Source organism: Streptomyces sp. NBC_01283, from assembly GCF_041435335.1.
Lineage (GTDB): Bacteria > Actinomycetota > Actinomycetes > Streptomycetales > Streptomycetaceae > Streptomyces.
This window is the reverse complement of record NZ_CP108430.1, coordinates 916,204-941,386: the sequence shown is the minus strand read 5'-3', so window position 1 is coordinate 941,386 and position 25,183 is coordinate 916,204. Positions and strand designations below refer to the sequence as shown.

Sequence of the window (25,183 nt, the reverse complement as noted above, 5' to 3'; positions counted from 1 at the left end):
CGACGCGTGTGACCGGTCAGGCCTGTCAGGACCGGTCAGGCCTTGTCCTGCATGCTGCTGCGAGCCGGGTTGGCCTGTTCCGCGGCCTTGGGGTCCTTCTCGTCCGCCTTGGAGCGCACGCCCTGCTGGATGCGCTCACCGATCGACTTGTCGATGTTCGACCAGTACTCGAAGGCCCTGACGAGGACGGGCTCGGACACTCCGTTGAGCAGGTGACCCACGACGTTGTCCACCAGGCGGTCGCGCGCGGCGTCGTCGAGGACCTCGCGCACCATCGTCCCCGGCTGACCCCAGTCGTCGTCCTCCGCGTGGTCGACGTACGCGGCGCGGGTGATGTCACCGTCCGCGTACCAGCTCGGCGGTGCGTAGCGGCTGGTGTCCGCCGCTGGGCCGCCCTTGGAGTTCGGTGCGTAGACCGGGTCCTCCGTCTTGCGGTACGCCATGGCCCCGTCCTTGGAGTACGTGCGCACGGGCGAGATCGGGGCGTTGACCGGGAGCTGCTGGTAGTTGCCGCCGATGCGGTGGCGGTGTGCGTCGGCGTAGGAGAACAGCCGCGCGAGGAGCATGCGGTCGGGGCTCGGGCCGATGCCGGGGACCAGGTTGTTCGGCTGGAAGGCCGCCTGCTCGATCTCCGCGTGGTTGTCCGTGGGGTTGCGGTCCAGGGTCATCTTGCCGACCTCGACCAGCGGGTAGTCGGCGTGCGGCCAGACCTTGGTGAGGTCGAACGGGTTGAAGCGGTAGGTGGCCGCGTCCTCGTACGGCATGAGCTGCACGTACAGGGTCCAGCTCGGGTACTCGCCGTCCCGGATGTGCTCGAAGAGATCACGGGTGTGGTAATCCGTGTCGGCCGCGGCCATCTGGTCGGCCTCGTGCTGGGTGAAGTGCTCGACGCCCTGGTCGGTCTTGAAGTGGTACTTCACCCAGAACCGCTCGCCCTGCGCGTTGATCCACATGTAGGTGTGCGAGGTGTAGCCGTTCATGTGGCGCCAGGTGCGCGGGATGCCGCGGTCACCCATCAGCCACGTGACCTGGTGGGCGGACTCGGGCGAGAGGGTCCAGAAGTCCCACTGCATGTCGTGGTCGCGGAGGTTGTTGTCCGCCCTGCGTTTCTGGGACCGGATGAAGTGCTGGAACTTCATCGGGTCCTTCACGAAGAAGACCGGGGTGTTGTTCCCGACCATGTCGTAGTTGCCCTCGGTGGTGTAGAACTTCACCGCGAATCCGCGCGGGTCACGCCACGTGTCCGGGCTCCCGCGCTCACCGGCGACGGTGGAGAAGCGGGCCACCAGGTCGGTGCGGGTGCCCGGCTGGAAGAGGGCGGCCTTCGTGTAGGAGCTGACGTCTCCGGTGACTTCGAAGTGGCCGAAGGCGCCGCTGCCCTTGGCGTGCGGCTGCCGCTCAGGGATCCGCTCCCGGTTGAACTGCGCCATCTGTTCGATCAGATAGGAGTCCTGGAGAAGGATGGGGCCACCGGCGCCGACGGTGAGCGAATGCTCATCGCTTTCGACCGGAACGCCGGCGTCCGTGGTGGTCGCCTTACCTGTGACGTCGCTCATGAGGTACGAGTGCCTTTCGGTGGGTGACGTGCTCTGCGCCGCGACGGCCTGCGCCCGCGGCTGCGAAGGGCTGTGTGTCGAGGGCCTGTCCGTGGTGTGGCGGATTCGGCGGCGTGCTGGCGTCGAGTCCATCTTGCGGCTTTTCTGCCGGTGTGGCCATTTGTTCGTGTTGCGCTCGTTGTGCACCTGCTTCCGCCCGGCGCGGGCCGACGGGGGTGGATCTTTCGCCGGACAGTCACCGAGTGCCCGACTTGGCGCCGCCAATACGTGGCGAACGCTTCCGTTTCCGGCCGGGGCGCGGGAAGTGGCGCACTACCGCCGGGCTGCGGCGCCTCGCAGCGGTGCGGGGCGGGCCGTGGCGGGCGCTCGCTCAGTGGCCGCCGGGACTGGTGAGGTTCTCGCGGATCTTGGCGATGGCGAATCCCCAGCCCTGCTGAATGGTCGGCTTGCCCGGCACGGCGATCTCCTCCGGGTTGGTCAGGACGTCCAGGAGGACCGGCCCCGGCGTGGCGAAGGCCCGGCCGACCCCCTCGGCGAGGTCCTCGGCACGGCTCACCCGGATGCCGGTGATGCCGAGCGCCTCGGCGACCGCGGCGAAGTCCGGGTTGTCGAGTTCGGTGCCGAACTCCGGAAGACCCGCCTGCTCCTGCTCCAGCTTCACCATGCCGAGCCGCTGGTTGTCGAAGACGACGAGCTTCACCGGAAGCTGCCGGCTGCGGATGGTCATGAGGTCGCCGAGGAGCATCCCGAGCCCGCCGTCGCCGCAGAAGGCGACGACCTGCCGGTCGGGGTCCAGGAGCTGTGCGCCGATCGCCTGCGGCATCGCGTTGGCCATCGAGCCGAGGTTGTACGAACCGAGCAGGCGACGGGAGCCGCGCATCTCGACGAAGCGCGAGAGCCAGACGGTGGCCATGCCGGTGTCCGAGGTGAACACGGCGTCGTCGGCCGCCAGGGCGTCCACCGCCGCGGCCAGCGCTTCGGGACGTACGAGGTGGTCACGGTTGTCGAAGGCGGAGCGCACCTTGCCGATCAGCCCGTGGTCGTGCCCGGGTGTGGCGAGCCGCTGCTGTCCTTCCTGCCACTTGACGAACTTCTCCCGCGCGTCGTCCAGGTGGTCGCGCTCCGCGCGTCGCTCAAGGCGCTCCAGGAGACCGCGCACGGTGGGGCCGACGTCGGCGGCGAGGGCCACGTCGACCGGGACGCGCCTGCCGATGTGCTCGGCGACCCGGTCGACCTGGACGACCTTCTTGCCCTGCGGATACCAGTCCCGGTACGGAAAGTCGGTGCCGAGCAGCAGCAGTGTGTCGGCGTGGTCCATCGCGTGCGCGGCGGCCGGGTTGCCGATGAGGCCCGTCTGGCCGACCTGGTAGGGGTTGTCGCCCTCGAAGCCCTCCTTCGCCTTGAGCGTGAGCACCATGGGCGCGGCCAGCCGGTCCGCGAGGGCGAGGACATCCTCGCGGGCACCGCGAGCCCCCCGGCCGACCAGCATGGTGACCTTGCCGCCGTCGGAGATGGCGGTGGCCGCCTCGTCGAGGATCGGGTCGTCGGGCCGGTTGGCGGACTCCGTGACGGAGAGCCGGGCCGGGCGGTCCGCCGGCAGCTCCTGGTCGCCGATGTCGCCGGGAACCGTCAGCACGGCCACACCGCGGCGCCCGATCGCGTTGCGTACGGCGATCTCCAGCAGGCCGGGCATCTGCTCGGGGGAGGTGACGGTGGCGCGGAAGACGGCGACGTCACGGAAGAGGAGGTCGTTGTCGACCTCCTGGAAGTAGTCGGTGCCGACCTCCGCGAGCGGCACCTGGCCGGCGATGGCGAGCACCGGGGTGCCGCTCTTGGCGGCGTCGTACAGCCCGTTGAGCAGATGTACGGAGCCCGGTCCCACGGTGCCCATGCAGACCCCGAGGGTGTCGGTGAGCTGGGACTGGGCGCCGGCGGCGAAAGAGGCGGCCTCCTCGTGGCGGCAGCCCACCCATTCGACGGACTCGCTGGCGCGGATGGCGTCGGTGAAGGGGTTCAGGGCGTCCCCCACCACGCCGAAGACGTGGCGCACTCCGAGTTCTTCCAGGGCGTCGATCGTCACGCGGGCAACGGTGCGGGTCATCAGGTGTTCCTTTCAGAATGTTCGAGACGTTCGAGACGGTGGGCAAGGGCGGCGGTCAGGGGAGCGGTGACGGCAGGGAGGTGGTCGTCAGACGGCGAAGGTGTCCGGATCCGCCGCCCGCCAGTCGGCGGCCCAGCTCTCCGGCGGTGCCGCGAGCAGTTCGCCGGGGGACAGCCACTCGTACAGCTCGGCGTAGGAGCGGAACTCGCCGTGGTCCTCGCGGCGCCGCAGCAGATGCGGGCCCAGTTCCGCGGTGTCGCGGACGCCCATCGCGGCCATGATCTGCAGGGCGCTGTGGACGGTGGCCCGTTGGTAGCGCGTGACGCGCGCGGCCTTGTCGACGACGTCCAGGGCACGGGCCCGGTGCGGGTCCTGGGTGGTGACGCCGGTCGGGCAGCGGTTGGTGTGACAGCGCTGGGCCTGTATGCAGCCGACGGCGAACATCATGGCGCGGGCGGCGTTGGTGTAATCGGCGCCCAGGAGAAGGCGCTTGACGATGTCGGTGCCCGTCGCGACCTTGCCGCTGGCGCCGATGCGGATCTTCTCCCGCAGGCCCGCGCCGGTCAGGGCGCTGTGCACGGTGAAGAGGCCTTCGCTGAGCGGCATCCCGAGGTGGTCGGCGAACTCCAGCGGTGCCGCTCCCGTGCCGCCCTCGGCGCCGTCCACCACGATGAAGTCCGGGGTGATCCCTTCGTCCGCCATGGCCTTGCACACGGCGAGGAACTGGGTCCGCGATCCGGGGCACAGCTTGAAGCCCACCGGCTTGCCCTTCGTCAGTTCGCGCATCCGGGCGAGGAACCGGACGAGTTCACGCGGGGTGGAGAAGACGCGGTGGTACGGCGGCGAGACGACGGTCTCACCTTCGGGCACGCCCCGTACGGAGGCGATCTCGGCGTTGACCTTGCTGCCGGGCAGGACGCCCCCGATCCCCGGCTTCGCGCCCTGCGACAACTTCAGCGACACGCAGCGCACGGAAGGGTGGGCGGCCTTCTCGGCGAACTGCCGCGCGTCGAACTCCCCGTCACGGGTGCGGCAGCCGAAGTAGCCGGTGCCGATCTCCCAGACGAGGTCGCCGCCGGGCCGCAGGTGATGGGTGGACAGGCCGCCCTCGCCGGTGTCGTGGGCGAAGCCGCCGCGTGCCGCACCCGTGTTCAGCGCCACCACGGCGTTGGAGGAGAGCGAGCCGAAGCTCATCGCGGAGACGTTCAGGAGGGCCATGTCGTACGGCTGGGTGCAGTCGGGGCCGCCTATCCGGACGCGGGGCGGCTCGTCGGGCACGGGCACCGGCGCCATGGACGGCACGAGGAACTCGTAGCCGCGGGCGTCCATGTCGCGCTCACTGCCGAACGGTTCCTCGGCGGCGACCCCCTTGGCCCGTTCGTAGACGATGCTGCGGGTGTCGCGGTCGTAGGGCCTGCCGTCGTAGTTGCGCTCCACGAAGTACTGCTGCAGTTCAGGACGGAGCGTTTCCATGAGGAACCGCAGATGGCCGAGCACGGGGTAGTTCCGCAGCACGGAGTGCCGCCTCTGCGCCAGGTCGTAGACACCGGTCAGCGCCACGACCAGGAGAGGGGCGGCGGCGAACCACCACCATGGGGATGCCAGGAGGGCGAGGAGCACACCGCCCACTGTGCAGGCGATCAGCAGGCCCACCGTTGCGAAACGCGTCATGCACGTCGTGTGACCTGATTTCAGCTGGTCACACGTTTCTGTGATCAATGCGTCGTCGGGTGCGGGCTGGCTGCGCGCGGGTGCCTGCTGCCTGCGGCTACCCCAGGAACGCCGCCGTGGCCGCCACGAACCGCTCGGCGTCGTCGAGCCAGGGATAGTGCCCAGCCGCCGGCTGCACCACGAACGTCGCGTCGCGGAACAGCTCCGCGAACTCGGCCACCGCACGCGGGGGGCTGTTCATGTCGAACTCTCCGGTGAGCAGCAGCACCGGCATGGCACAGCCGGCGAGCCCCGCACGCGTGGCCTGCGCGTCGAAAGCGCCCTCGGCCGCGAAGCCGACGACAGCCTCCTTGTTCTCCGGCTGACTGGTGGCGTGGTGCTGCCGTGCGGCGGAGTCCCACCGGCCGTAGAAGAAGGGGCTGATGGCATCCCAGTCCGTGCCGGTGCCTTCGGTGATCGCCTCCAGGGCGGCGAACGCGGACGGGAACCACGGCTCGCCCTTCCGCGACAGCGCGAGCTCACGCCGCATCTCACCAGGGATGGCAAGGCCGACGGCCCGGGTGCCGGGGCCGATCAGCGCGAGCTTGCTGACCCTGGTGGGGTGGCGGGCCGCGTATTGCGTCGCGACGTTCGCCCCGCCGGAATGGCCGAGCAGGTTCATCCGGCGGAGCCCGAGGTGCTCGCGCAGGGACTCGACGTCCTCGACGAGTCGGTCGCACCGGTAGGAGGAGGGGTCCTCGGGAATCGCGGACCGGCCGGTGCCGCGGGTGTCCAGGACGATCAGCTGCCGGTGTGCGGACAGGCCACCGAGGTCGCCGAGGTAGCGGGAGTCGGCGGGGCCGCCGGGGACGCAGACGACGGGGCCGCGGTCGTCATGCGCTGCGTCGAGTGCGGCTCCGAATACGCGGTAGGCGAGCCGGGTCCCGTCGGACGCGACGTACTCGGACGCGGTGTACACAGACGAGGAGGGCTCGGGCGCGGAGGACTCGGATGAGGAGTAGGGAGGCATGACGCGGATACTGACACTAATAACCAGGTTATACAACCCGGTTATGCCGCCGGGTGTGCCGAGCTGTATAACCGACCCATGGCGGGTAACGAGGACACTCACGAGGGCCCCGGGGTACTGACCGAGGGGCAGGCCGAGCGCATGCTGGCCGGAATGAACGAGGTCATCCGCGCGGGCGAGGAGATGCGGAAGCTGCGGTCGGAGATGATCAAGTTGTTCGTCGACCTCGGCTGGACGCAGGAAAGGATCGCCGAGCTCGCGGACATGAGTCAGCCCGCCGTCTCCAAGCAGGTGGCGAAGTACAAGACGAGCGGCGAGTACAAGGCGGACGGTGAGTACAAGACAGGCGGCGACCGGCTGCCGCCGATGGAGCTCCACCTCGACCAGCGAGACCTGCCGTGGCTCGAAGGGCGCCTGTGGGGCGTTGCCGAGGTGGTCTCCGAGGCCATGGACGACAGCGCGCACTGCACCGGCTACGTGAATGCCCTGGGCCGGGGCAAGAAGCGCTTCACGCCGCAGAACGTGGACGAGCTGCGACGCCTTCTCGAAGCGGACCTGAGGGAGCATCAGACTCAACTGCCGGGCGGCTGCCGGGGCGCGTACGACGAGATCAGTCGTCGTCTCGACGTCCCCGCGAAGGTGACCGCCACCGCGGTCACCGGCTCGGCCTCCGTGCGGCGGGCTCTCGCCCACGAGATCCAGCGAGACCGGCTCGGCGACAGCGGGCCAGGCGCATGAATTGACCCTCGTTTCCGGCACTGAATTGCACTCGGGGGAGGGTCTTTCGGCGCCATAGAGTGGTGATCACAACGAGGCGAGAGACCGCCGCGGAACCGGAGGGGACACCACCATGAACAGCAAGAACGCAGACTTCGCCGCCCACCTCACCCGCGCCTCGGAGGCCGAGACCAGCGCCGACCCGAGCAGCGTCATGACCCTGCTGGCCGACACCGACGGGCCGGGCGGCGGCTTCACCACCTACCGCTCCACCTTCACCGAGGGAGCCGTCGGCGCTCCCGCGCACTTCCACACCAAGGCCACGGAGCTCTTCTTCGTGATCAGCGGCTCCCTCCAGGTCCTGGTGGGCGACGAGATCACCGTCCTGACCGCCGGTGACTTCCTCGCCGTGCCGCCGCACACCCCGCACGCCTTCGCCGCCGCCCCGGGCTGCGAGGCGGACGTCCTGTTCACCTTCACTCCCGGCATGGCCCGCTTCGACTACCTGCGGCTCCTCGGCAGCGTGATGCGCGGTGAGACCGACCCGAAGAAGATCGCGGAATCCTCGGAGCGTTACGACAACCACTACGTGGACAGCCCGGTCTGGCGCGAGGCGCTCGCTGCTTCGTGAACGCGCGCGCCAACCCCGCGGAAAAGCTCTTCGTCCGGGAAGCCTGGTCCGGGCATGATGCGCCCGTGCATGAGGACAGTGACTCTCGCGGCTCTGGGCGGTTCACGCTGAAGGAGACCGAGCGCGACCGCGCCTGGGGCGTATGTGCCGCAGTGGAAGGACTCTTCGGGGAGCCCGGCCGCGGAATGTACGAACTGTTCGGCTGGGCCTCCGAGGGCGTCGAAGTGCGGGGGTGGGCCGGCAGCCGGGTGTGGTTGGTGCCCGACGACAAGGCACTCGGTCCCTGGCTCCTCGAGGACGCGGAGAGTCTGGGTCAACTGCCCGGGACGGACAGCCTCGTACTCACGGGTCTCGACGACTGCGAAGGCCCACCCGGGGGATTCCGAGGGCCCGTTCGCGTGCATGACGGGTTCCGGTGGCTGGGCTCGTGCCGAGAGTTCGCCCTCGTACTGCCGCCCGAGCGGGAGGCGGCGCCGCTCGTCCTGCGGGGGCTCGTTCCGGGGGAACGGCTACGAGCGGCACTGATGAAGGGCACCCGGCGGGCTCTGGACCTGGCGGAGGTCGCGGTGGAAGTGCATGACGATCAAGGCGAGTTGCTCACCGAGCGACTCCTGTGGACCGAGGTCAACGCCTGGCGCCCCTCTGCCCACGGAACGGACCTGATCGACCTGGAGCTCGACGGAGAGCACTTCACGCCCGTTCCCGCCTACGCCCGGCCCATCTGGGAACGATGGTTCGCCGGGCCCCCGGACACGCCGGGTGCCTGGGCCGACCTCGACACCCGGCGCCGCTGGGCCTGGCTCGATCTCGTCCAGGAGCTGGGCTGCCGCCGTGCCCGCCCCACCCGGCCCCCCGGCCACGCCTACGAACTCGACGGCAGGCACATCACCGACGAACCGGGTCTCTACCTGGCGCTCGGCGAGGCGGTCAACGGACCGGGCGGCTACTTCGGAGGTTGCCTGTCAGCCCTCGACGAATGCCTGGGTGGCGACTTCGGCCACACAGCCCCCGCACGTCTGCTCTGGCGGAACGCCTCGACCGCACGCGAGCACCTGTCCCGAACCCTGACACCGACCGGCCGGCCCTACGACCTGTTCGCCGAGGTCCTCGATGCCCTGGACGAGGGCGGCATGCGCGTCACCCTGGCGTGATCCGCCACTGCGCCGCTCCCACCCCGACGCGTCACGCCGTCCCCGGAAAAGCGGAGGCGTGCGTGGTGGTGGCGCGGGAGACTGGGGGGTGTGTTGATCATGGATGCCGTGTTGGAGACCTATGAGGCCAGGGACTTTGCTCTCTGGCCTGTCTCCGAACCCGTTGAGGACCGTCTTCTGAGTCTGTCCGGTGGACTGTCGCCGCGTCAGGTCGGTACGGCCATGGCGGTCTTGACCAGCTACAACAAAGGGCGTCGTACCCGTGGGGAGCGCAACGCCGGTGACGGCGGGGAACAGGTGCGCCGTCTGCTGACGGCCGAGTGTGTAGTGGCACCCGGCGGTCTGCGGGTTCGCGACACCGTCACCGGGGTCACGGCGTCGCCCGGCTGCTGCTTCGGGCTGGAGAACTGGCGGGACTGGCTCGACCTGGTGGAGGGCGGCGAGCCCTGGCTCGGCCATGACCCTGAGCCGCGTGTCGAGCACGTGGGGGCGGTCATCCGGCTGTGGCCCGACGCGGCCCGTCAGGAGGGGCTCCCCGTCGACATCCCTCGGGCGGAGCTGCGCGAACTCCTGGGCTCCGTCCGGGACGACCTCGCAGGGTTCCTGAAGTCCGTGGAACGGTGGGCTTCCGGCGGCTTCGCGCCCCTCACGGCTGCCCTGGTCGCGAGGCTCGACGAGAGCCTGGCCGTGTCCGCGCCGCTGGACCGGCCGCCCCGGCACTCCAGCGGTCGTCCGTGAGGACCTGTGGGGCAGAGTAGGGCCCATGTCCACATACGAGACGATGTCGTTCCACCTGGAGACCGAGCGGCTGATACTGCGGCCCTGGGCCGAGTCGGACGCCGCCGAGTTCAGCGCGCTCCTCTCCGAACGCGGCAAGGGGACACCTCCGGTCGAGCGCATCCGGACGTCCATCGCGGAGCTGCTCGCCGCGACGGTGACGACGGGGATCGCCCTGCTGCCCATCCAACGGCGCGACGAAAGCGACTTCATCGGCTACTGCGGGCTGATCATCGGCCGCTCCACCCTGGAGGAGCCCGAAATCGCGTTTGAGCTGTTCCAGCGCACGCATCGGTGTGGCTACGCAACCGAGGCGGCCGGCGCGGTGCTCGATGCCGCCATGGCGACCGGGCGGAAACGGATCTGGGCGACCGTCGGCACCTGGAACACACCGTCGCTCCGTGTCCTTGAGAAGCTCGGGTTCGAGCGGGATCGCGTGTCCACGGAAGACAGTGGCGAAGTGGCTTGGCTCACGCGCTCGTTGGCGTGACACGGGGCCGGGTCGTGCAGCGATGAGTTTCCTGCTCCGCGGGGGTCTCATCGGCAGGAACTCACGCCACAGCGGTACGGCCCTACGTGAACCGGAGAAGTGAACATGTCCACAGCCCGAGAGCAGTCGGCCGGAGCCGAGAACCGTGTCGTCTCCGCCGACGGCACCGAGATCGCGTTCGAGCAGTCGGGCAGCGGCCCGGCCGTCGTCCTGGTCTCCTCGGCACTGGCCGACCGTTCCGACACGACCAAACTCGCGGCTCTCCTCGCCGAGCACTTCACCGTGGTCAACTACGACCGGCGCGGACGGGGCGCCAGCGGTGACGCCGACCTCTACGCCCCCGACCGCGAGATAGAGGACATCGCCGCCTTGATCGAGCACGTGGGCGGTTCGGCGTCGCTGTTCGGCTCGTCCTCCGGGGCGGTCCTCGCGCTGCGCGCGGCTGCCGCCGGAGTGAATGTCGACCGACTGGCCCTGTACGAGCCGCCGTTCGTGGTCGCCGAAGGCGACAAGGGGCCGCCCACGGATCTCGCCGAACAGATCACCGTGCTGCTTGCGGGAGGCCGGCACAGCGACGCCGTCAAGTACTTCATGACCAGGGTGCAGGGCATGCCCGGCATCGCCGTGTTCGTCATGAAGCTCATGCCGAAGACATGGGCGAGCCTCACGAAGCTGGCCCGGACCCTGCCCTACGACATCGCGGTGATGGGCGATACCCAGCAAGGCAAGCCGCTCGACGCCGAAGAGTGGAAAGGGGTGGCCGTGCCCACTCGTGTGCTGACCGGGGGCAAGAGCCCGGCCGCCTTCCGACGTGCCGCCCTCGCCGTCACCGAGATCGTGCCGCAGGCCGATCACCGCACCCTGCCCGGACTCAACCACGGCGCCGTCGTCATGGCCCCGAGAAAACTCGCCCCGCAGATCACCGAGTTCATCAAGGGGTGAGGCAGGGGCGGGCAAAGGGCTGGCAGGGGTGAGCTTGTCGTTCGAGCGGCTTGGTTTCGAAAGCGGGTGCGAGTACCGCAGGTAACGCCTGCGTCCTTCTCCGTTCCCGAATGGAAGTCGCTCGAACTTCTTGTTTCCCGCGAGTCGGCTGTGCCAAGGTGAGCTTCCTCGCGCTGAGGCAATGATCAGGCTCGCCTTTCTCGTTCGGGATTCGTGCCGCCGACCCAAAAGGTCTTGAGGCTGCCGCATTCGGACGGTTCCGCGGTTTTGTCGATCCATTTTCCTGCCTCGGTGAGCCTTAGGTATGCACCAATCAGACGCCCCATCTCGGCGGGTGTGATTTCCGTGCGCCGTCTTGCGGCTTGGAAGGAAAAGGTTCTGTGCAATCCCCGCACCCCCCGCATCCCCCACGCCCGACTCACCCTCCTCGTCCGGGTGTGAACCCCGATGAATCCGACACGAGTCTCGCCGCTCGACTGCGTGGCCGGTCGGAGGGGGATTCGGACCGGCCCGTCGCGCTCCTGCTCGCGCGGCACTGGCAGGCGACGTACGACTACGCGGCCATCTGCCTTGCCGCTCGGTCGAGTTCGGCGTCCATTGTCGCCACGGCGTCCTTCCATCAGGTGCTCGGGCACCTGGCGAGTGGTGAGCCGGGCGGGGCCCTGCGTCCGTACCTCCTGGTGACCGTGCGGGAGACGGTCAGGGAGTGGACCGTCGACGACCGCATATCCGGCCTCATGCCGGAACTCCGCAAACCGACCGGTGGTCGCGGTATGCGGGCGGCGACCTCCATGACACCCGAAAAGCGACGACTCGCCGCGCGCTCCTTCTGGGCTCTTCCCGGAGTCGCCCAGTGCCTGTTGTGGCATGCGGTAGTTGAAGCTGAACACATATCCATACCCGCCGGTTTGTCAGGCTTGAGTGCCGACCGTGCGGCCGACGCGCTGGAGCAGGCGCGTGAACAATTCCGGGCAGGTATCGTCCGCGGTCACCGCGAACTCGCGCCGACCAAGGAATGCCCCCTTTACAACCGAATCCTCGACGTCACGATTCGCCGCGGCGGCGCCTTGCTGCCCGATGCGCGGCAGCATCTGGAGGGGTGCCGCCACTGCCGTGATGTCGCCGATCAACTCGGCTGTGTAGAGCGGGAGTTGGAGACGCTTCTCGCCGAAGCGGTACTCGGCTGGGGCGCCCGTCGCTATCTGGAGTCGCGGCCGGGGCGCGGGGGTACCCCGAAGCGCGCGGGAGGGGGCACCGGCCTCGGTGGCAGGCACTCGGGCGGCGGCGGACGGCATCGTACGGCGTCACACCTCGCCCCGCGGGGAGGCCCGTTCGCTTCGGCGCGCACACGCTCCGGGGCGCTGCGCACCGGAGCGGCCCTGGGAGCCGCCGCCCTCCTCGCGACCGTACTCGTCATCACTCTCTCGTCGGGCGACGACAACAGCGGCGAGACCGAGCCCCCGACCGGGATGACGGGGATGACAGGGATGACCGGGAGTCGGGACACTCCTCCGGGCGCTGGCGGCGAGACGCCCTCCGCCGGAGCCTCCGCGCCCACCCCTACGGTCACGCCCACGCCCACCTCCGCGGGGTACCCCGGCAGTCCCGGTCAGGGCAGACTCCGCAATGCGGCGGCGGGTCTGTGCCTGGACGTACGGGGCAAGGCGAAGCCCGGTGCCGAGGCGAAACTGGCGAAGTGCTCGACCGCGGGGAGCCAGCAGTGGTCGTACGACGAGAACGGACTGCTCAGCAGCGTCACGCGCCCCGAACTCTGCCTCGACTCCCACCGGAACGACGGGGTGATCGTCCTGGGCACGTGCGCGGCACCTTCGGCCGCGCGAGCCGACGAGGTGCGCTACGACCTGACTGTGCTGGGGGAGTTGCTGCCCCGGTGGCACGAACGGCTGGCGGTCGCGCCCGCCTCCGAGCGCAAGGGTGCGGATGTCGTGGTCAAGGTGCGTGACGGATCGAAGAAGCAGCGCTGGATGCTCGACTCCTCGACGGCCTCTACGACCCCTGCAGCTCCTACGGCCGATCCCAATTCCCGCTCGATCAAAGGGGAGAGTGAGCCCTCCCTGAAGCCTTCCTTGAAGCCCTCCCTGAAGGGCGGCCCTGATGTGCCGCGCAGGGATGGCCAGGCGTGCACCGGCTCGGCGACGTGTGAGCCGTCCTCGCCCCACGAGCAGAGGCAGAGGCAGGGGCAGGGGCAGCGTCAGAAGCCGGGGTCGGTGGAGGGCGGGAAGAGGGGGAGTGGGGAGGCGAACCGCGAGGGACAGCGGTTCGCGCCGGACTCGACCCGGGAGGGAGAGGCCGCGGAGCGGTATGCCGAAGCCGGTTGCTGTGAGGTGCCATCGGGTGTGGTGTCGACCGCGCCAACTGGCGGCAGTTGGTGATGCCAGGCGCGCGTGGGGGCGCCGCGAGGGCAAGACCGCCGGGTATTTAGAGTCGGCGCCATGACGAAGACCACACCGCCCCGGCCACTGGACGTCGAGGCGCTCTTCCCGGAGCTCGCCGCGTATCGGGGCACCACCACCCGGCTGCACCCGAGGCCGGGCAGCCCCGACGTGACGGCCAGTTCCGTGGGTGGGCCGATGCTGTGGCCGGCGGACGAGCCGTGGCCGGTGTGCCCCGAGGCTCATCCTCGTAGGAGTGGCCGGCGTCCTGCGGACATCCACCGAAGGCGGGAGATCCTGGACCGCGCATGGGCTCACCCACCGTTCCGGGGTCCCTCGGAGGAGGACCGGCAACTCCTGGACGAACTGGACCGCAGGCACCGGATCCCCGGCCTCTCCGACACTGATCCGCTGCCGCTGGTCGCGCTTGCCCAGCTGTACCGGCGGGACATCCCCGACCTGTCGGCGGGCCCGGACGACTGCGACCTGCTCCAGGTGTTCTGCTGCCCGTTCGACGCACACGGACCCACCCGGTACGGCATGCTGCTCCACCTCCGCTGGCGCAGGTCGGCGGAGGTCGGCGAGGTGCTGGCCTCGCCGCCCCAGCCGCAAGTCGTCGGCTCCGACGGCTATGTGCCCGAGCCTTGCGTGCTGCAGCCGGAGCAGGTGGTCACGTACCCCTTCGCCGGGCTCCTGCCCGAGGACCTGTGCGAAAGGATCTACGCCCGGGAGGACGCTCTTGAGGAAGCGCTTGAGGCGGCACTTGAGGAACAGGCGGAGCAGGAGAGGACGGAAGAGCACGAGTACGAGGGTGAGGGCGGTGGCGGAGACGACGACGGGCTGATCCGCTACCAGTACGACCTGTCCATCCCACCCGGATGGCGCGTCGGCGGCTTCGCGTCCTGGCACACCACTGACCCTTCCCCCATGAACTGCCTGACGTGCACCACGCCCATGCAGTTGCTGCTGACCATCGACAGCTCGGAGTGGGACGGCGGCAGCGGAAGCTGGAAGCCGACGGAGGAACGAGACCTGACCCCGCACCCGTTCGCCACGCCCACCAAGGTCATCGTGGGCCGCGCGGGCGAGGCCAACATCTTCGCCTGCCCCACCGATCCCGGCCACCCGCACCGCTGGAGCATCCAGTAGGCCGTTGCTGACGTCGCGACCCACCGGTCCGCCTCGCCGACGAAGTCGTTGCGCTGCCAGCCGAAGCCCATCACCCATGCCGGCCGCGCGGGTTAAACGTCTGTGCCGTACAAGGTGGTGCCCACCTCCCGGGCGAGGTGTGCGGTCCACCGGACGGTGTCGTCGCGGTCTGCCGTACCCGCGACGCCCATGACTGCGACGAGTACGCCGCCGACGCGGACGTGGGCGGCGTATTCGGTGCGGACGCTGCCTTCGTAATCGATCTCGTGGATCTCCAGGTACGCCTCGTCGCCGAGCCCCCGCAGGGGTTCCACGGAGTAGGTCTCGTCCGCCGTGCCCGCTTCCATGTCGGAGGAGAAGGACCGGCAGTGTCGTCTGATGTCCTGTTCGAGGCGCATGTAGTCGCGGGCCGAGGCCACGGGCAGCGACACGAGATGCTGCACGGCCACCGCCTCGCCCTCGTTGCCGACGACGCGCAGCGTGTGGGCCGCCGTCTCCGTGCCGCGGTAGGTGGCCGGGCCCAGCCAGGCCGGGTTCGTGGCCCCGGGCAGGCAGTACTGCCAACGCTCCCGCCGCTGCTCGCGGTTGCTCGCGAAGGCCATCGTGTACTCGTCGCCGCGCTTTAGATGCCGGCCGAAAGTGGAGTCCGGCAGGAGAGCCTTTTTCAACTCCGGGCCGGTGAAGACCTGTTGAGGGTTCGCGACGGTGTCGCGGCCGGGTGCGGTCGCCGGGCCCGTGGGCGACAGGATCTCAGGGGCGGGGCTCTCCCGCGTACGCGAGGGGGAGGGCGAGGGTGGTGAGGGCGTGGACGGGGACGCGTTGCCCTGCCCCGCTTGGGTTGGGTCCCCGCCGCAGCCCGCGAGAGCCGTGATCACCACCGAGGCCGCCGCAAGCATCGGGACCACGCGTCGTCCGTTCACCTGTTCCGCTCCCCCCTCAAGCCTCAAGTCTCATGTCTCAAGCCAGCCGATCATCGGCCGCGTCAACCTAGCTCAGTTGCCGGGAATTTGGCTGGCGGCGTTCATGGAACCGATGACAGACTGCGCCGATGATCGATGTTCTTCCTGGTGGTCTGACGGCACGGCACCTTGTCGAGGGGGATCACCCGCGCGTGCTCGCGGTGCTGGACACTTGGTGGGGCGGTCTGAAAGGGCCGGCGGGGGCGTTGGAGCGTTCGCTGCTCCTGCCCAGGCTGTACTTCCAGCACTTCACCACCACCAGCTTCCTGGTCGAAGGTGACGAAGGGCAGGCCGACGGAGGACAGCCCGACGAAGGGAAGGTCGCCGCCTTCCTGGTGGGATTCCTCTCGCAGACCGATCCCGACGCCGCGTACGTGCACTTCGTCGGTGTCGACCCGCAACTGCACGGGCAGGGCATCGGGCGCGCCCTGTACCGGGCCTTCTTCGCACTCGCCCGGTCGCACGGCCGCCGGTACGTGCACTGCATCACCAGCCCGCAGAACACCGCGTCGCAAGCCTTTCACGCCCGGCTCGGGTTCACGGTCTCGACGATGAAGCCGGACTACGACGGCCCCGGGCTCGACCGGGTGGCCTTCACCATCGACCTCGACGCGCACCCGGTCCACCTCGCTTCCGAGTGACGCGACCGGCCGGCAACTGTGCCGCAAGGCCGCGCTACCGTCGACAGTCGCGGCAACCCCACGAGGACGGCTCGTTCGCCGAGTGGTGAGGGCGGCGGGGGAGCGGGACGCAGGTAGCTTGGAAGGCGTGGACCCTGTTCTGCACGAGGGTGACCGCCCGCACGAAGGTGACCACCTCTACGAGGGTGACCGCCTGCGCGGGTGGGAGGTCGCGCGCCCGCGCCGCGCGGCGCCGCTCGACGGCGTGGAGATCGCCGGATTCCGCGACCGGGCGGCGGCCGGGCTGGACCTGCGGGTCCTCCCCCAACCGATCCTGACGGTCGTCATCGAACTCGGCGACGACGCTCTGGTCGTCGAGAACACCGGCGGCAGCAGGGCGCTGTGGAGTCTGGCCGCCGGAATGTCGCCGGGGGCGGTCCGCGTCCGCGCGGAGCGCGTGGACTGCGTGGAGGTACACATGTCCCCGGTGAGCGCCTACTCGCTCCTGGGCGTCTCACCCACCGACCTGCACGGCGGTGTGTTCAGCCTGGGAGAGCTGTGGGGGCGCCATGAGCCCCGCCTTCGCGAGCAGTTGACCACCGCCAAGGAGTGGGACGACCGCTTCGCGCTGCTGGCCGACTTCCTGGTGCGCCGCCATGCGTCGGCGCCGTCGATGGACCCGGAGGTCGTGGTGAGTTGGGAGCGCATCGTCTCCCGCCGGGGCCAGGTGCGGGTCGGCGACCTGGCGGTGTCGTGCGGGTGGAGCCGCAAGAGGCTGTGGTCGAGGTTCACCGCCCAGGTGGGCCTCACGCCCAAGCGCGCCGCGATGCTCGTACGGTTCGACCGCGCCGTCCGAGGCCTTTCGACGGGACTCGACGCGGCCGAGGTCGCCGTGGTGTGCGGATACGCCGACCAGTCCCACCTGCATCGGGACGTCCTGGCCTTCGCCGGCTGCACGCCGGGCGCACTGGGGCCGCGGGCGGACGCGGACCCCGCGTCCACGACGTGAGGAGCCGTCAGCTGCCGACGTTCACAGAGGCAGGGCGCGCTCGTTCACCACGTGCTTCATGACGAGCGTCGAGCTCAGGCGCTGCACGCCCGGCAAGGTGGCCAGCTTGTCGTCGTAGAGCCGCTGGAAGGCGGGCAGATCCTTGCTGACGATGCGTACCAAATAGTCGGGGTCCCCGAAGAGGCGCTCGGCCTGCAGGATCTCGGGGATCTCGGCGAGGGCGTGCTCGAAGGCGGAGACGGTGTCGCGGTCCTCCTGACGCATGGTGACGAAGACCAGCGCCTCGAAGCTCAGACCGACGGCTCGCGCGTCCAGGATCGCGTGGTAGCCGCGGATGGCCCCGCTGCGTTCGAGTTCCCGCAGCCGACGGTGGCACGGGGAGAGGCTCAGCCGCACGCGGGCCGCCAGTTCCGTGACCGTCAGACGGCCGTCCGTCTGGAGCTCCGCAAGAATCTTCCGGTCCACATTGTCCATGGGGAAGATTCTGCCACTGGTGCCCCCTCAGACGGGAATACTTGGAAACACCTTTGGGCTCTTCGGAACTAATCTCCTACTCAGAACCTGTTTGAGAGGGAGAAGTACGTCGTGGCAGTCAGCTCCATCACCGCCTTCTGGGCGGTCTCAGTCCTGCTCATCCTCGTGCCGGGGGCGGACTGGGCCTATGCGATCAACGCCGGGCTCCGCGATCGGTCGGTGGTCCCGGCCGTCAGCGGTCTGCTGCTCGGCTATGTCGCACTGACCGCCGTGGTCGCCGCCGGGGTGGCGGCGGTGGTGGCGCGGACACCGTCCGTCCTCACCGCCCTGACCGTCCTCGGCGCCCTCTACCTCGTGTGGCTCGGGGCCACGACGCTGGCCCGGCCCGCCGTCGCCGGCGCCGCCTCGCAGGAGGAGGACAGCGGTGCGGTGGGGGCCCGGGTCCTCAAGGGGGTGGGGATCAGCGGCCTCAACCCCAAGGCGCTGCTGCTCTTCCTGGCCCTGCTGCCGCAGTTCACCGCCCCGCACGGCAGTTGGCCGCTGGCCGCCCAGATCGGCACGCTCGGCCTGGTCCACACGCTCAGCTGCGCGGCGATCTACCTGTGCGTGGGCGTACTGGCCCGCACCATCCTGCGGGCCCGCCCCACGGCCGCGCGCGCCGTCACCCGCGTCTCGGGCGCCGCCATGATCGTGATCGGCGTGCTCCTCCTCGCGGAACGCCTCGCGGCCTGAGGCGCGCACGTCACGTGGCCGCGATCCGGTGTGCGTGGGTCAGGCGGCGTCCTGCGCGCCCTGCCACTCGTGCGCGAGCAGGGACCAGATCTCCATGTCATGGCGGACGCCCTGGTACAGCGACTGCTCGCGCAGGGTGCCGTCCAGGTGCATGCCCATGCGCTGGGCGACGGCTCGGCTGCGTGTGTTCCCGGCGCTGTTCCACCACTCGACGCGGTGCATGCCGCGCTCGCCGAACGCGTACGCGATCAAGTGCCGGACCGAGGCGCTGATCAGACCGTGGCCCTCACCGGCCGGCTCGGCCCACACGCCGATCTCGCAGTTGCCCCTCTTGGCGTCGAACTGCACGAACATCACGCCGCCGATCAGGATGCCGTCCCGCCAGATCCCGTAGATCCGTCCGGAGTCGGCGGCCTGCTTGTCCGCGAAGTTCTGGAGGGTGGCACGGGCGGACTCCAGGTCCGTGGAGCGCGAGGCCCAGGGGATCCACGGGTCGGTGTTGGCGCGGGCCCGGTCGATGTGGGCCAGGAACTCGGCGTCCTGCCAGGGCTCCAGCATGCGGAGCTCGGCATTCTCGGTCAGCGGTATGGCGTACATGGCGGGTCCTATGCGGTGGTCCGGCTGGGCGCGGGCAGATGGACGGGCGGGTGTCCGGACAGCGCGCACCAGGTACGTAACGAACGTTGGGTATGTACTCTAGCGGCTATGACTCCGCCGGCCCGAACAGATCATGACGCCCGCAGGACCGAGGTCTCCCAGGCGGTGTGGCGGGTGCTCGCCGCCCATGGCTTCGGCGGCCTCACCCTGCGTGCGGTCGCCGCGGAGATGGGGGCCACCACCGGCCTGCTCACGCACTACTTCCCCAGCAAGCGTGCGCTCCTGAAACACGCCCTGGAGGTACTCGACCGGCGCTCGGCCGATCGCCCGCGCCCCGCGGCGGAGCGGGCCGGGGAGGCATCCGGTCTGGTGATGCTGCGGGCGACGCTGCTCGACATCCTGCCGCTGGACGCCGAGAGCGCCGCGAGCAACCGCATCTGGGTGGCTTCCTGGGACGTGGCGCTCGCCGATCCCGAGCTGGCCCGGGAGCACGCGGAGCGCTACCGCCGCGCGCGCGAGCGAATGTCCGGGCACGTCGTGCGAGCCCAGGAGCTGGGCGAACTGCCACTCGGCCCCCGGCCCGAGGACATCGCTGCCGCTGCCCAGAGCTTTGTGCTGGGCCTGGTCGTCCAGGCACTGTTCGCGCCTCAGGAGTTCCCTGCGGAGCGGCAGATCGCGATGGTCGACACGTACGTGGCGGGGCTCGGCGACGGGCGGCCCGATGAGCCGCGGGCAGGGTCGGCCGGCGTGCCCCGGTGAGGAACGACTACCGACGGGCACGAGGGTGAAGAGCTGTGCTTCACCGCCCAACTGACGGCATCCGCGGGCGCGTTGCCCGCGGCGGCGCGGACAGGAACACGACGATGCCGGTGTCGTGACCCGGCAGGGGCTCCGGCTCGTGCCAGCCCATCCGGCGGTAGAACGCGAGCGTCTCGTGGGCCTCGTCCCATGTCAGCAGCCAGGCCCGGCCGTCGGGCGCGGCGGCGGTGAGGGCGGACAGCAACTGCCGTCCCAGGCCGGTGCCGCGAGCACGCGCGCGTACCCCCAGCTCATCGACCTCGAAAGCGCCCACCAACAACCCCTCGACACGGTCGGGACCGAGGCGGCGCGTCACCTTGCCGTAGGCGCGGTCGGCGGGGAACGGGGCCTGCGTGATCCATCCGGTGACGAAGCCGTCCACCTCGCCGCTCGCCGAGAGGGAGAGAGCAGCCCGGAAACCCGGGCGGTGCGCGTCCGTCTCCAGGCGCTCGCGGAACGCCTCCCGGGTGGCGGCGGGATCCCGGTGCTCCCAGGGCGGGGCGGTGAAGACCTCGACGTAGGCGTCGGTGAGACGGTCGGCGAGGGTGAGGATGTCCGAGCCCAAGAGCTGCATGGTCGGTGAATGTAGCGGTTGCGGCAGGATGACGCCCCATGACGTGTTGGGGAGATGAGCTCGCGGAGCTGCTGCGCCGGGCCGGGCTGGAAGTGGTGGGGGACGGTCACGGCGAGAACGTGCCGCGAACGCGATCCGCGTGGCGGTGGACCGGTTCGCCAGAAGCCCGGACCGTCGTTGCCGTGCGCGCGGACCGGCCCGGCCTGAGTGCCGAGGTCGACGCGCAGTGGCATCGGCTCGCCGTCGAGCTGGGGCTCATGGGCGCGGACGGTGAGTTCCTGATCGATGTCGGCGGGGAGTGGACGTGCTGCCCGCCCCGGCGCTGGACCCGGGTACGGCTCACCCCGGACTGGAGCTTTGCCGCGCTCCTCGGCGATCGGGCGGCCACCGAGTTCGTCACGCTTGCTTCCGACGGGGATGCCCTGCTCGGGGTGACCACGGAGGAGTCAGAGGTCCGGCTCGTCACGGTGAGCGGCGTGCGAGAGCGGCAGGAGGCAGCCGCCCAGGCGCAGGCCCGGGAAACCCCGCAGGAGCGGGCGGCGGCCTGGGCCTCGCTGCTCCAGGGGGCGGATCCCTCCACCGGGGTGCGTGAGGCGTGGGCGCATGGTCTTGCCCTCAACCCGGCCACACCGGACGACCTGCGGGGCGACCTGCTGGGACTGTCGCATCACCTGCTGTGGCGTCGGCTGCCGAGCGCGGTGGTGGAGGCGGCCATCGTCCATCCGGACTGGAAAGTACGGCAGTTGCTCGCCGAAGCCCAGCCGGGCCTCACGGCCGACCAGTGGTCCCGGCTGATCCTCGGCGAGGAGAACTCCCGGCGGCGGTGGATCCTCGCCATGATCGCCGCGGACCGGCGTGACGTGCTCGACGAGGCCGTGCAGCAGCAGCTGGCCGCCGATGGGTCCGCGCAGGTCCGCGAAGAGGCCGCACGCCTCACCGGCCTGCCTGCACGGATCCTGACCGCCCTGGCCGCCGACCCCGAGCCGGCCGTACGTGCCGAGGCCTGCCGCGCGGCCTGGCCCCACCTCGACGAGCCGGCCCGGCGCCTGCTCCTGACCGACCCCGACAGCAAGGTCCGTGCCACGGCACTGTTGCGCCACCACCAGGATCACCCGCTGTCCCGGTCGGTCTTCGACGCCGAGGGGCTCACGGATGATGCGCTGGGCAGCTGCCGGCTGGAGCGCGACCTCGCCGAACACCTGGCCCGCCACGGGAGTGAGGCCCAACGCGGCTCCCTCGCGGGCAATCCGTTCATGGACCCTGACCTTGTCGCCCTCCTCGCCCAGGATCTCGACGAGCGCGTCCGTGACGTGGTGGCCAGGCGACCCGACCTCACCGAGGAACAGCGGGCGGCCATCCCCATCACCTTCGACCCGGGTACTCACCACCGCTCGCTCGACTGGGTCGAGGCGCTCCATCACGACCCCGCCGCCATGCGCCGCCTGGCCGCCTCCGCCCACCCGCTGGTGCGCAGAAGCGTGGCCCGGGCCCGTCGCCTCCCACCGGACGTCATCGACCGCCTGGCCCGGGACGAGGACCGCGTCGTACAGCTCTTCCTCGCCGAATCCTGCGACGACGCGCCCGCCGACATGCTCCTGCGGGTGTGGCAGTGGTGGACCGGCAGCCTGACCGCCCCCGACCGCCCACGCGGCCACCCGAACTTCCCCCGCACCGGCCTGCTGCACTACGCCGACGATCCGGACCCCCGCATGCGCCGGCTGGCTCCGGACGACCCGGAGTCGACACCTGAGCTGGTGGAGCGGCTGAGCCGGGACTCCAGCGAGGAGGTGCGCCACCGTGCGGCCAGCGACCCGCGCCTCACGGCCGCGTCCGCGATACGGCTGCTCGACGACCCGCGGGATTCCGTGCGCCACGCCGCCGCCAGGCACCCGCGGCTGCCCGCGCGGGTGCTGGTCCGGCTGCTCGGCGACAGGGACACCGCGCAGGACGCGGCCCGGCATCCGGCCCTGCCGGTCGCCGTGATCCGGCAGATGATCGAACACCTCCGGGGCTGAGCGGGCCCCATCAACCCTTTGGTGGGCGCGACCGGTGGGCCGCGATGCCGGTGAGGCCCGGTGCGATCTCCGGATGCAGGACGAGTGCGTCGTCGTAGTCGCCCCCGTGCTCGTGGCGGTAGGGGAGCGGCTCGGTGTCCGGCAGCGCGCGGAGCCGCTCGCGCAGTTCGGCCACGCGGTCACCGTAGCCCGCTTCGTCGAGGCGGTCGGCTCCGTGGACGACGTACGGCGGGAGTGGGTCCATCCCCGTGTACCAGAAGGTGCCGTGCAGCACGGGGAACAGCACCTCGTCGAGCTGCCCGTGGACGCCGCGCGGCCCGAAGCCCGACTCCCGCGCCCCGACCGAGGTGATGACCATGGCGCGTTTGCCGGCGAGTCCGCCGTCCCCGTAGCGCAGGGTCCGCCCCGAGTCGTCCTGGAGTCCGAAGGCGAAGCCCTGCACGAGCACCCGGTCGAACCACCCCTTGAGGATGGCGGGCGGACCGAACCACCACAGCGGGAACTGGAACACCAGCGTGTCGGCCCAGGCGATCTTCTCCTGCTCGGCGGTGATGTCGTCCGTCAGCTTCGCCGCGCTGTAGGCGTGCTCCTGCGCGGCGCCGACCAGCAGCCGGCCGACCGATTCGCGGTGGAAGTCGCCGGAGTCCACCACGGGTTTCCAGTCCATCGCGTAGAGATCGGATTCGCGGACGTCGTGCCCGAGATCGCGCAGCTCCCGGATCCCGTCGTCACGCAGGGAGCCGTTGAGGGACTGCGGTTCGGGGTGTGCGAATACCCAAAGAATCTTCATGCCATCGATCCTGCGCCGCGGCCCGGTGGGGGACGAGTGGCCAGATGGCCAGGCAGTGCAAGTATCTGGCCACACGGCGGCTCACCTTCAAGGTGTGGGCGCAGGGGTCAGGACGGTCTCGCAGTCCTGCCAGGCAGCGGGGCTGAGGAAGGGGCGGAGCCTGCTGCACAGCTTCAGCAGGTCGGCGCCCCGTTGGGCGCGGAAGTCACTGTCGACGCGTGCGATGTCGAGTTCATTGGCCGCGGTGAGGTGGGCGAAGTCCTCCCACCGGCGGCGGATGGGGACGAGAGTGCGGGCGGTGAACCGGTCCCGGAAGTGCGGGGTCTCGTCGGTCAGCGTGGGGTAGGTGGCCCGCCGGTCGCAGCTCGCGTAGAAGTGCACGAGGGACTCGGCTTCGGGGCCGATGATGCCGGTGGCTTCCGTGCGCCGGTCGAGCGGCAGCAGTGCCGTGGCGAAGCCGTCGGTGCCGTACAGCGCGTGGCAGAGTCCGGCCAGCCGCAGCGTCGGCCGCGCGTTCCAGTGGGCGAGCTGTCGGCGTACGCGTTCGAGGTGGGCCAGGAGGGTGCCGCCGGGGTGGTCGAGGGTCTCGGCGCCGAGGTCGTGCAGGAGTTGGCGTGCGGCATGGGTGCGGCGGTCGATGGGGGCGTCGGGCATGGGCGCGGATTCCTCCGGTCGATGGGGGCGACGCCCGGTCCACCCTGCGACGCCGGTGCGTGGAACAGTGTTGGGGGAGGGGCAGGTTGCCGCCTTGGGACCCGCAGAGAGCGTCCCGTCCGCCCGACACCCAAGTCAATCCTCGGGTTTGCTTGCAGTGACCCAAGCGTCAGCTTCGGTCACTGCCGCGGCCACCCTCCAGGCGCAACCGCAATCGCAATCGCAACCGCAACCGCAACGGCCGCCCAGCCTCAGCCGGTTCAGCACCCGTCTCGTGCGCCATCTGGCCGCGTACTCTCCCGCACCACCAGTTCGTATCCCGCGGTGAGACGCGTGTGCGGGGCCGTCGCTCCCGCGTCGATCCTGCGGAGCAGCGCGTCCACGGCCAGTTCCGCGATGCCTCGCTTGTCGGGGGCGATGGTGGTCAGGCTCGGCACGCCGTAGCGGGACTCCTCCACGTCGTCGAAGCCGACCACGGCCAGGTCGTGCGGGACCCGCAGTCCGTGTTCGTGCGCCACGCGCAGCGCACCGGAGGCCAGCAGGTCGTTGAAGCAGAAGACGGCGTCCGGCGGGTCGTCCAGCATCAGCAGCGCCCGCATCGCGTCGGCGCCTGCCGCGCGCGTGAACGACCGCGTGTCCGGGGCAAGTTGGGGGTCGTGCGGGACGCCCGCCGCGTGCAGGGCCGTCAGGTAGCCGTGCATGCGCTGGACCGTCGTCGCGTGAGCGGGGCCCGAGGGCTGGCCGATGACGGCGACGCGGCGTCGGCCGAGGGACAGCAGGTGGCCGGTCGCCTCGCGTGCCGCCGCCGAGTTGTCGATCAGGACGTGGTCGGCGGGGATCTCGTAGGACTGCTCGCCCAGGAGCACGAGCGGTACGCGGCGTTCGCGGGCGGCGAGGACCTGCTCGTCGAGGCGGAGGGGGCTGAGCAGGACGCCGTCGATGAGCGGGTCGCTGAGGCCGCAGGCGATACGGAGCTCCTCGTCGGCGCTGCCCCCGGTGTCCTCGATCAACACCGTACAGCCGCGGTTCTTCGCGGCCGCGATGACCTGCGCGGCCAGTTCGGCGAAGTACGGCGCGACGAGCTCGGGCACGGCGAGCGCGATGATGCCGCTGCGTCCGGTGCGCAAGTGGCGTGCGGAGGCGTTGGGTTGGTAGTCGAGGTCGGCGATGGCGCGCAGCACGCGCTCGCGTGTCCGGTCGGCGACCCTGGTCTCGCCGCGGACGACGTTCGACACCGTCTTGATCGATACTCCGGCGCGCTCCGCGACGTCCTTCAGGCGGGTGCCTGCCACGGTGTTCCTCCCTCCCCCGACAGCAGCAGCGTACGTCATGGTCCAACGTTGTAACCCGGGGGAGGCATTGGAGGCGTCGGTC

At 70.3% G+C, this 25,183-nt stretch carries 24 protein-coding genes; 13 read left to right on the top strand and 11 right to left on the bottom strand.

The window, feature by feature from the left end; translation table 11 throughout:
• Positions 1-35: 35 nt before the first annotated feature.
• From OG302_RS04405 to OG302_RS04390, 4 genes are all read right to left on the bottom strand, one after another.
• The gene (locus OG302_RS04405; protein WP_371525479.1) at positions 36-1,556 is read right to left on the bottom strand and encodes a catalase; all 1,521 of its coding nucleotides are present in this window, start codon (positions 1,554-1,556) and stop codon (positions 36-38) included.
• A 370-nt stretch (positions 1,557-1,926) separates the two neighbouring features.
• Positions 1,927-3,657 (bottom strand): thiamine pyrophosphate-dependent enzyme, encoded by a 1,731-nt coding sequence (locus OG302_RS04400; protein WP_371525478.1) that lies wholly within the window; start codon positions 3,655-3,657, stop codon positions 1,927-1,929.
• A gap of 87 nt (positions 3,658-3,744) precedes the next feature.
• Positions 3,745-5,328: an FMN-binding glutamate synthase family protein gene (locus OG302_RS04395; RefSeq protein ID WP_371525477.1), complete on the bottom strand. Its 1,584-nt coding sequence runs from the start codon at positions 5,326-5,328 to the stop codon at positions 3,745-3,747.
• Between the two features lie 97 nt (positions 5,329-5,425).
• Positions 5,426-6,337, bottom strand: a complete 912-nt coding sequence (locus OG302_RS04390) for an alpha/beta fold hydrolase (protein ID WP_371525476.1) — start codon at positions 6,335-6,337, stop codon at positions 5,426-5,428.
• Positions 6,338-6,415: 78 nt separating this feature from the next.
• Between OG302_RS04390 and OG302_RS04385 the strand changes: the two genes are divergently transcribed.
• The 8 genes from OG302_RS04385 (at position 6,416) to OG302_RS04350 (ending at position 14,587) form a co-directional block, all read left to right on the top strand.
• Entirely contained in the window at positions 6,416-7,075 is a 660-nt protein-coding gene (locus tag OG302_RS04385) for a sigma-70 family RNA polymerase sigma factor (protein WP_371525475.1), read from the top strand.
• Between the two features lie 112 nt (positions 7,076-7,187).
• A complete protein-coding gene (locus OG302_RS04380) occupies positions 7,188-7,685 on the top strand; it encodes a cupin domain-containing protein (RefSeq protein WP_371525474.1) in 498 nt (165 codons plus the stop codon).
• 65 nt (positions 7,686-7,750) lie between these two features.
• Positions 7,751-8,836, top strand: a complete 1,086-nt coding sequence (locus OG302_RS04375) for a hypothetical protein (RefSeq protein ID WP_371525473.1) — start codon at positions 7,751-7,753, stop codon at positions 8,834-8,836.
• A gap of 222 nt (positions 8,837-9,058) precedes the next feature.
• Positions 9,059-9,574, top strand: a complete 516-nt coding sequence (locus tag OG302_RS04370; RefSeq protein ID WP_371525472.1) for a hypothetical protein — start codon at positions 9,059-9,061, stop codon at positions 9,572-9,574.
• A 25-nt stretch (positions 9,575-9,599) separates the two neighbouring features.
• Positions 9,600-10,103 carry a GNAT family N-acetyltransferase gene (locus OG302_RS04365; RefSeq protein WP_371525471.1) on the top strand — a complete coding sequence of 168 codons (504 nt, stop codon included), beginning with the start codon at positions 9,600-9,602 and terminating at the stop codon, positions 10,101-10,103.
• Between the two features lie 105 nt (positions 10,104-10,208).
• Complete coding sequence (locus tag OG302_RS04360; RefSeq protein WP_371525470.1) at positions 10,209-11,045, top strand: alpha/beta fold hydrolase; 837 nt, start codon at positions 10,209-10,211, stop codon at positions 11,043-11,045.
• A gap of 437 nt (positions 11,046-11,482) precedes the next feature.
• A complete protein-coding gene (locus OG302_RS04355; protein WP_371525469.1) occupies positions 11,483-13,438 on the top strand; it encodes an RICIN domain-containing protein in 1,956 nt (651 codons plus the stop codon).
• A gap of 60 nt (positions 13,439-13,498) precedes the next feature.
• Positions 13,499-14,587: a hypothetical protein gene (locus OG302_RS04350; protein ID WP_371525468.1), complete on the top strand. Its 1,089-nt coding sequence runs from the start codon at positions 13,499-13,501 to the stop codon at positions 14,585-14,587.
• 92 nt (positions 14,588-14,679) lie between these two features.
• Here the strand turns inward: OG302_RS04350 and OG302_RS04345 are convergent, their stop codons facing one another.
• Positions 14,680-15,507: a hypothetical protein gene (locus OG302_RS04345; RefSeq protein ID WP_371525467.1), complete on the bottom strand. Its 828-nt coding sequence runs from the start codon at positions 15,505-15,507 to the stop codon at positions 14,680-14,682.
• Between the two features lie 128 nt (positions 15,508-15,635).
• Between OG302_RS04345 and OG302_RS04340 the strand changes: the two genes are divergently transcribed.
• Together OG302_RS04340 and OG302_RS04335 are read left to right on the top strand one after the other, a co-directional pair.
• Positions 15,636-16,187 carry a GNAT family N-acetyltransferase gene (locus OG302_RS04340; RefSeq protein WP_371525466.1) on the top strand — a complete coding sequence of 184 codons (552 nt, stop codon included), beginning with the start codon at positions 15,636-15,638 and terminating at the stop codon, positions 16,185-16,187.
• Positions 16,188-16,314: 127 nt separating this feature from the next.
• A complete protein-coding gene (locus OG302_RS04335; protein WP_371525465.1) occupies positions 16,315-17,175 on the top strand; it encodes a helix-turn-helix domain-containing protein in 861 nt (286 codons plus the stop codon).
• Positions 17,176-17,196: 21 nt separating this feature from the next.
• On the opposite strand, the gene OG302_RS04330 is transcribed toward OG302_RS04335, so the two are convergent.
• Positions 17,197-17,649, bottom strand: coding sequence for an Lrp/AsnC family transcriptional regulator (locus OG302_RS04330; protein ID WP_361830694.1), 453 nt, complete (start codon positions 17,647-17,649; stop codon positions 17,197-17,199).
• A 111-nt stretch (positions 17,650-17,760) separates the two neighbouring features.
• On the opposite strand from OG302_RS04330, the gene OG302_RS04325 reads away from it, so the two are divergent.
• Positions 17,761-18,381, top strand: coding sequence for a LysE family translocator (locus OG302_RS04325; protein WP_371525464.1), 621 nt, complete (start codon positions 17,761-17,763; stop codon positions 18,379-18,381).
• A 39-nt stretch (positions 18,382-18,420) separates the two neighbouring features.
• On the opposite strand, the gene OG302_RS04320 is transcribed toward OG302_RS04325, so the two are convergent.
• Positions 18,421-18,978, bottom strand: a complete 558-nt coding sequence (locus OG302_RS04320) for a GNAT family N-acetyltransferase (RefSeq protein WP_371525463.1) — start codon at positions 18,976-18,978, stop codon at positions 18,421-18,423.
• A gap of 108 nt (positions 18,979-19,086) precedes the next feature.
• On the opposite strand from OG302_RS04320, the gene OG302_RS04315 reads away from it, so the two are divergent.
• Positions 19,087-19,737 carry a TetR/AcrR family transcriptional regulator gene (locus OG302_RS04315; protein ID WP_371525462.1) on the top strand — a complete coding sequence of 217 codons (651 nt, stop codon included), beginning with the start codon at positions 19,087-19,089 and terminating at the stop codon, positions 19,735-19,737.
• 40 nt (positions 19,738-19,777) lie between these two features.
• Here OG302_RS04315 and OG302_RS04310 read toward each other — a convergent pair whose 3' ends face one another.
• Positions 19,778-20,350 carry a GNAT family N-acetyltransferase gene (locus OG302_RS04310; protein ID WP_371525461.1) on the bottom strand — a complete coding sequence of 191 codons (573 nt, stop codon included), beginning with the start codon at positions 20,348-20,350 and terminating at the stop codon, positions 19,778-19,780.
• A gap of 38 nt (positions 20,351-20,388) precedes the next feature.
• On the opposite strand from OG302_RS04310, the gene OG302_RS04305 reads away from it, so the two are divergent.
• Positions 20,389-22,365 carry a PE-PGRS family protein gene (locus tag OG302_RS04305; RefSeq protein WP_371525460.1) on the top strand — a complete coding sequence of 659 codons (1,977 nt, stop codon included), beginning with the start codon at positions 20,389-20,391 and terminating at the stop codon, positions 22,363-22,365.
• A 10-nt stretch (positions 22,366-22,375) separates the two neighbouring features.
• On the opposite strand, the gene OG302_RS04300 is transcribed toward OG302_RS04305, so the two are convergent.
• The 3 genes from OG302_RS04300 to OG302_RS04290 all read right to left on the bottom strand — a co-directional run bounded on the left by OG302_RS04300 (position 22,376) and on the right by OG302_RS04290 (position 25,101).
• Positions 22,376-23,155 carry an NAD(P)H-dependent oxidoreductase gene (locus OG302_RS04300; protein ID WP_371525459.1) on the bottom strand — a complete coding sequence of 260 codons (780 nt, stop codon included), beginning with the start codon at positions 23,153-23,155 and terminating at the stop codon, positions 22,376-22,378.
• 87 nt (positions 23,156-23,242) lie between these two features.
• A complete protein-coding gene (locus OG302_RS04295; RefSeq protein WP_371525458.1) occupies positions 23,243-23,809 on the bottom strand; it encodes a DUF6817 domain-containing protein in 567 nt (188 codons plus the stop codon).
• A 260-nt stretch (positions 23,810-24,069) separates the two neighbouring features.
• The gene (locus tag OG302_RS04290; RefSeq protein WP_371525457.1) at positions 24,070-25,101 is read right to left on the bottom strand and encodes a LacI family DNA-binding transcriptional regulator; all 1,032 of its coding nucleotides are present in this window, start codon (positions 25,099-25,101) and stop codon (positions 24,070-24,072) included.
• Positions 25,102-25,183 lie beyond the last annotated feature (82 nt).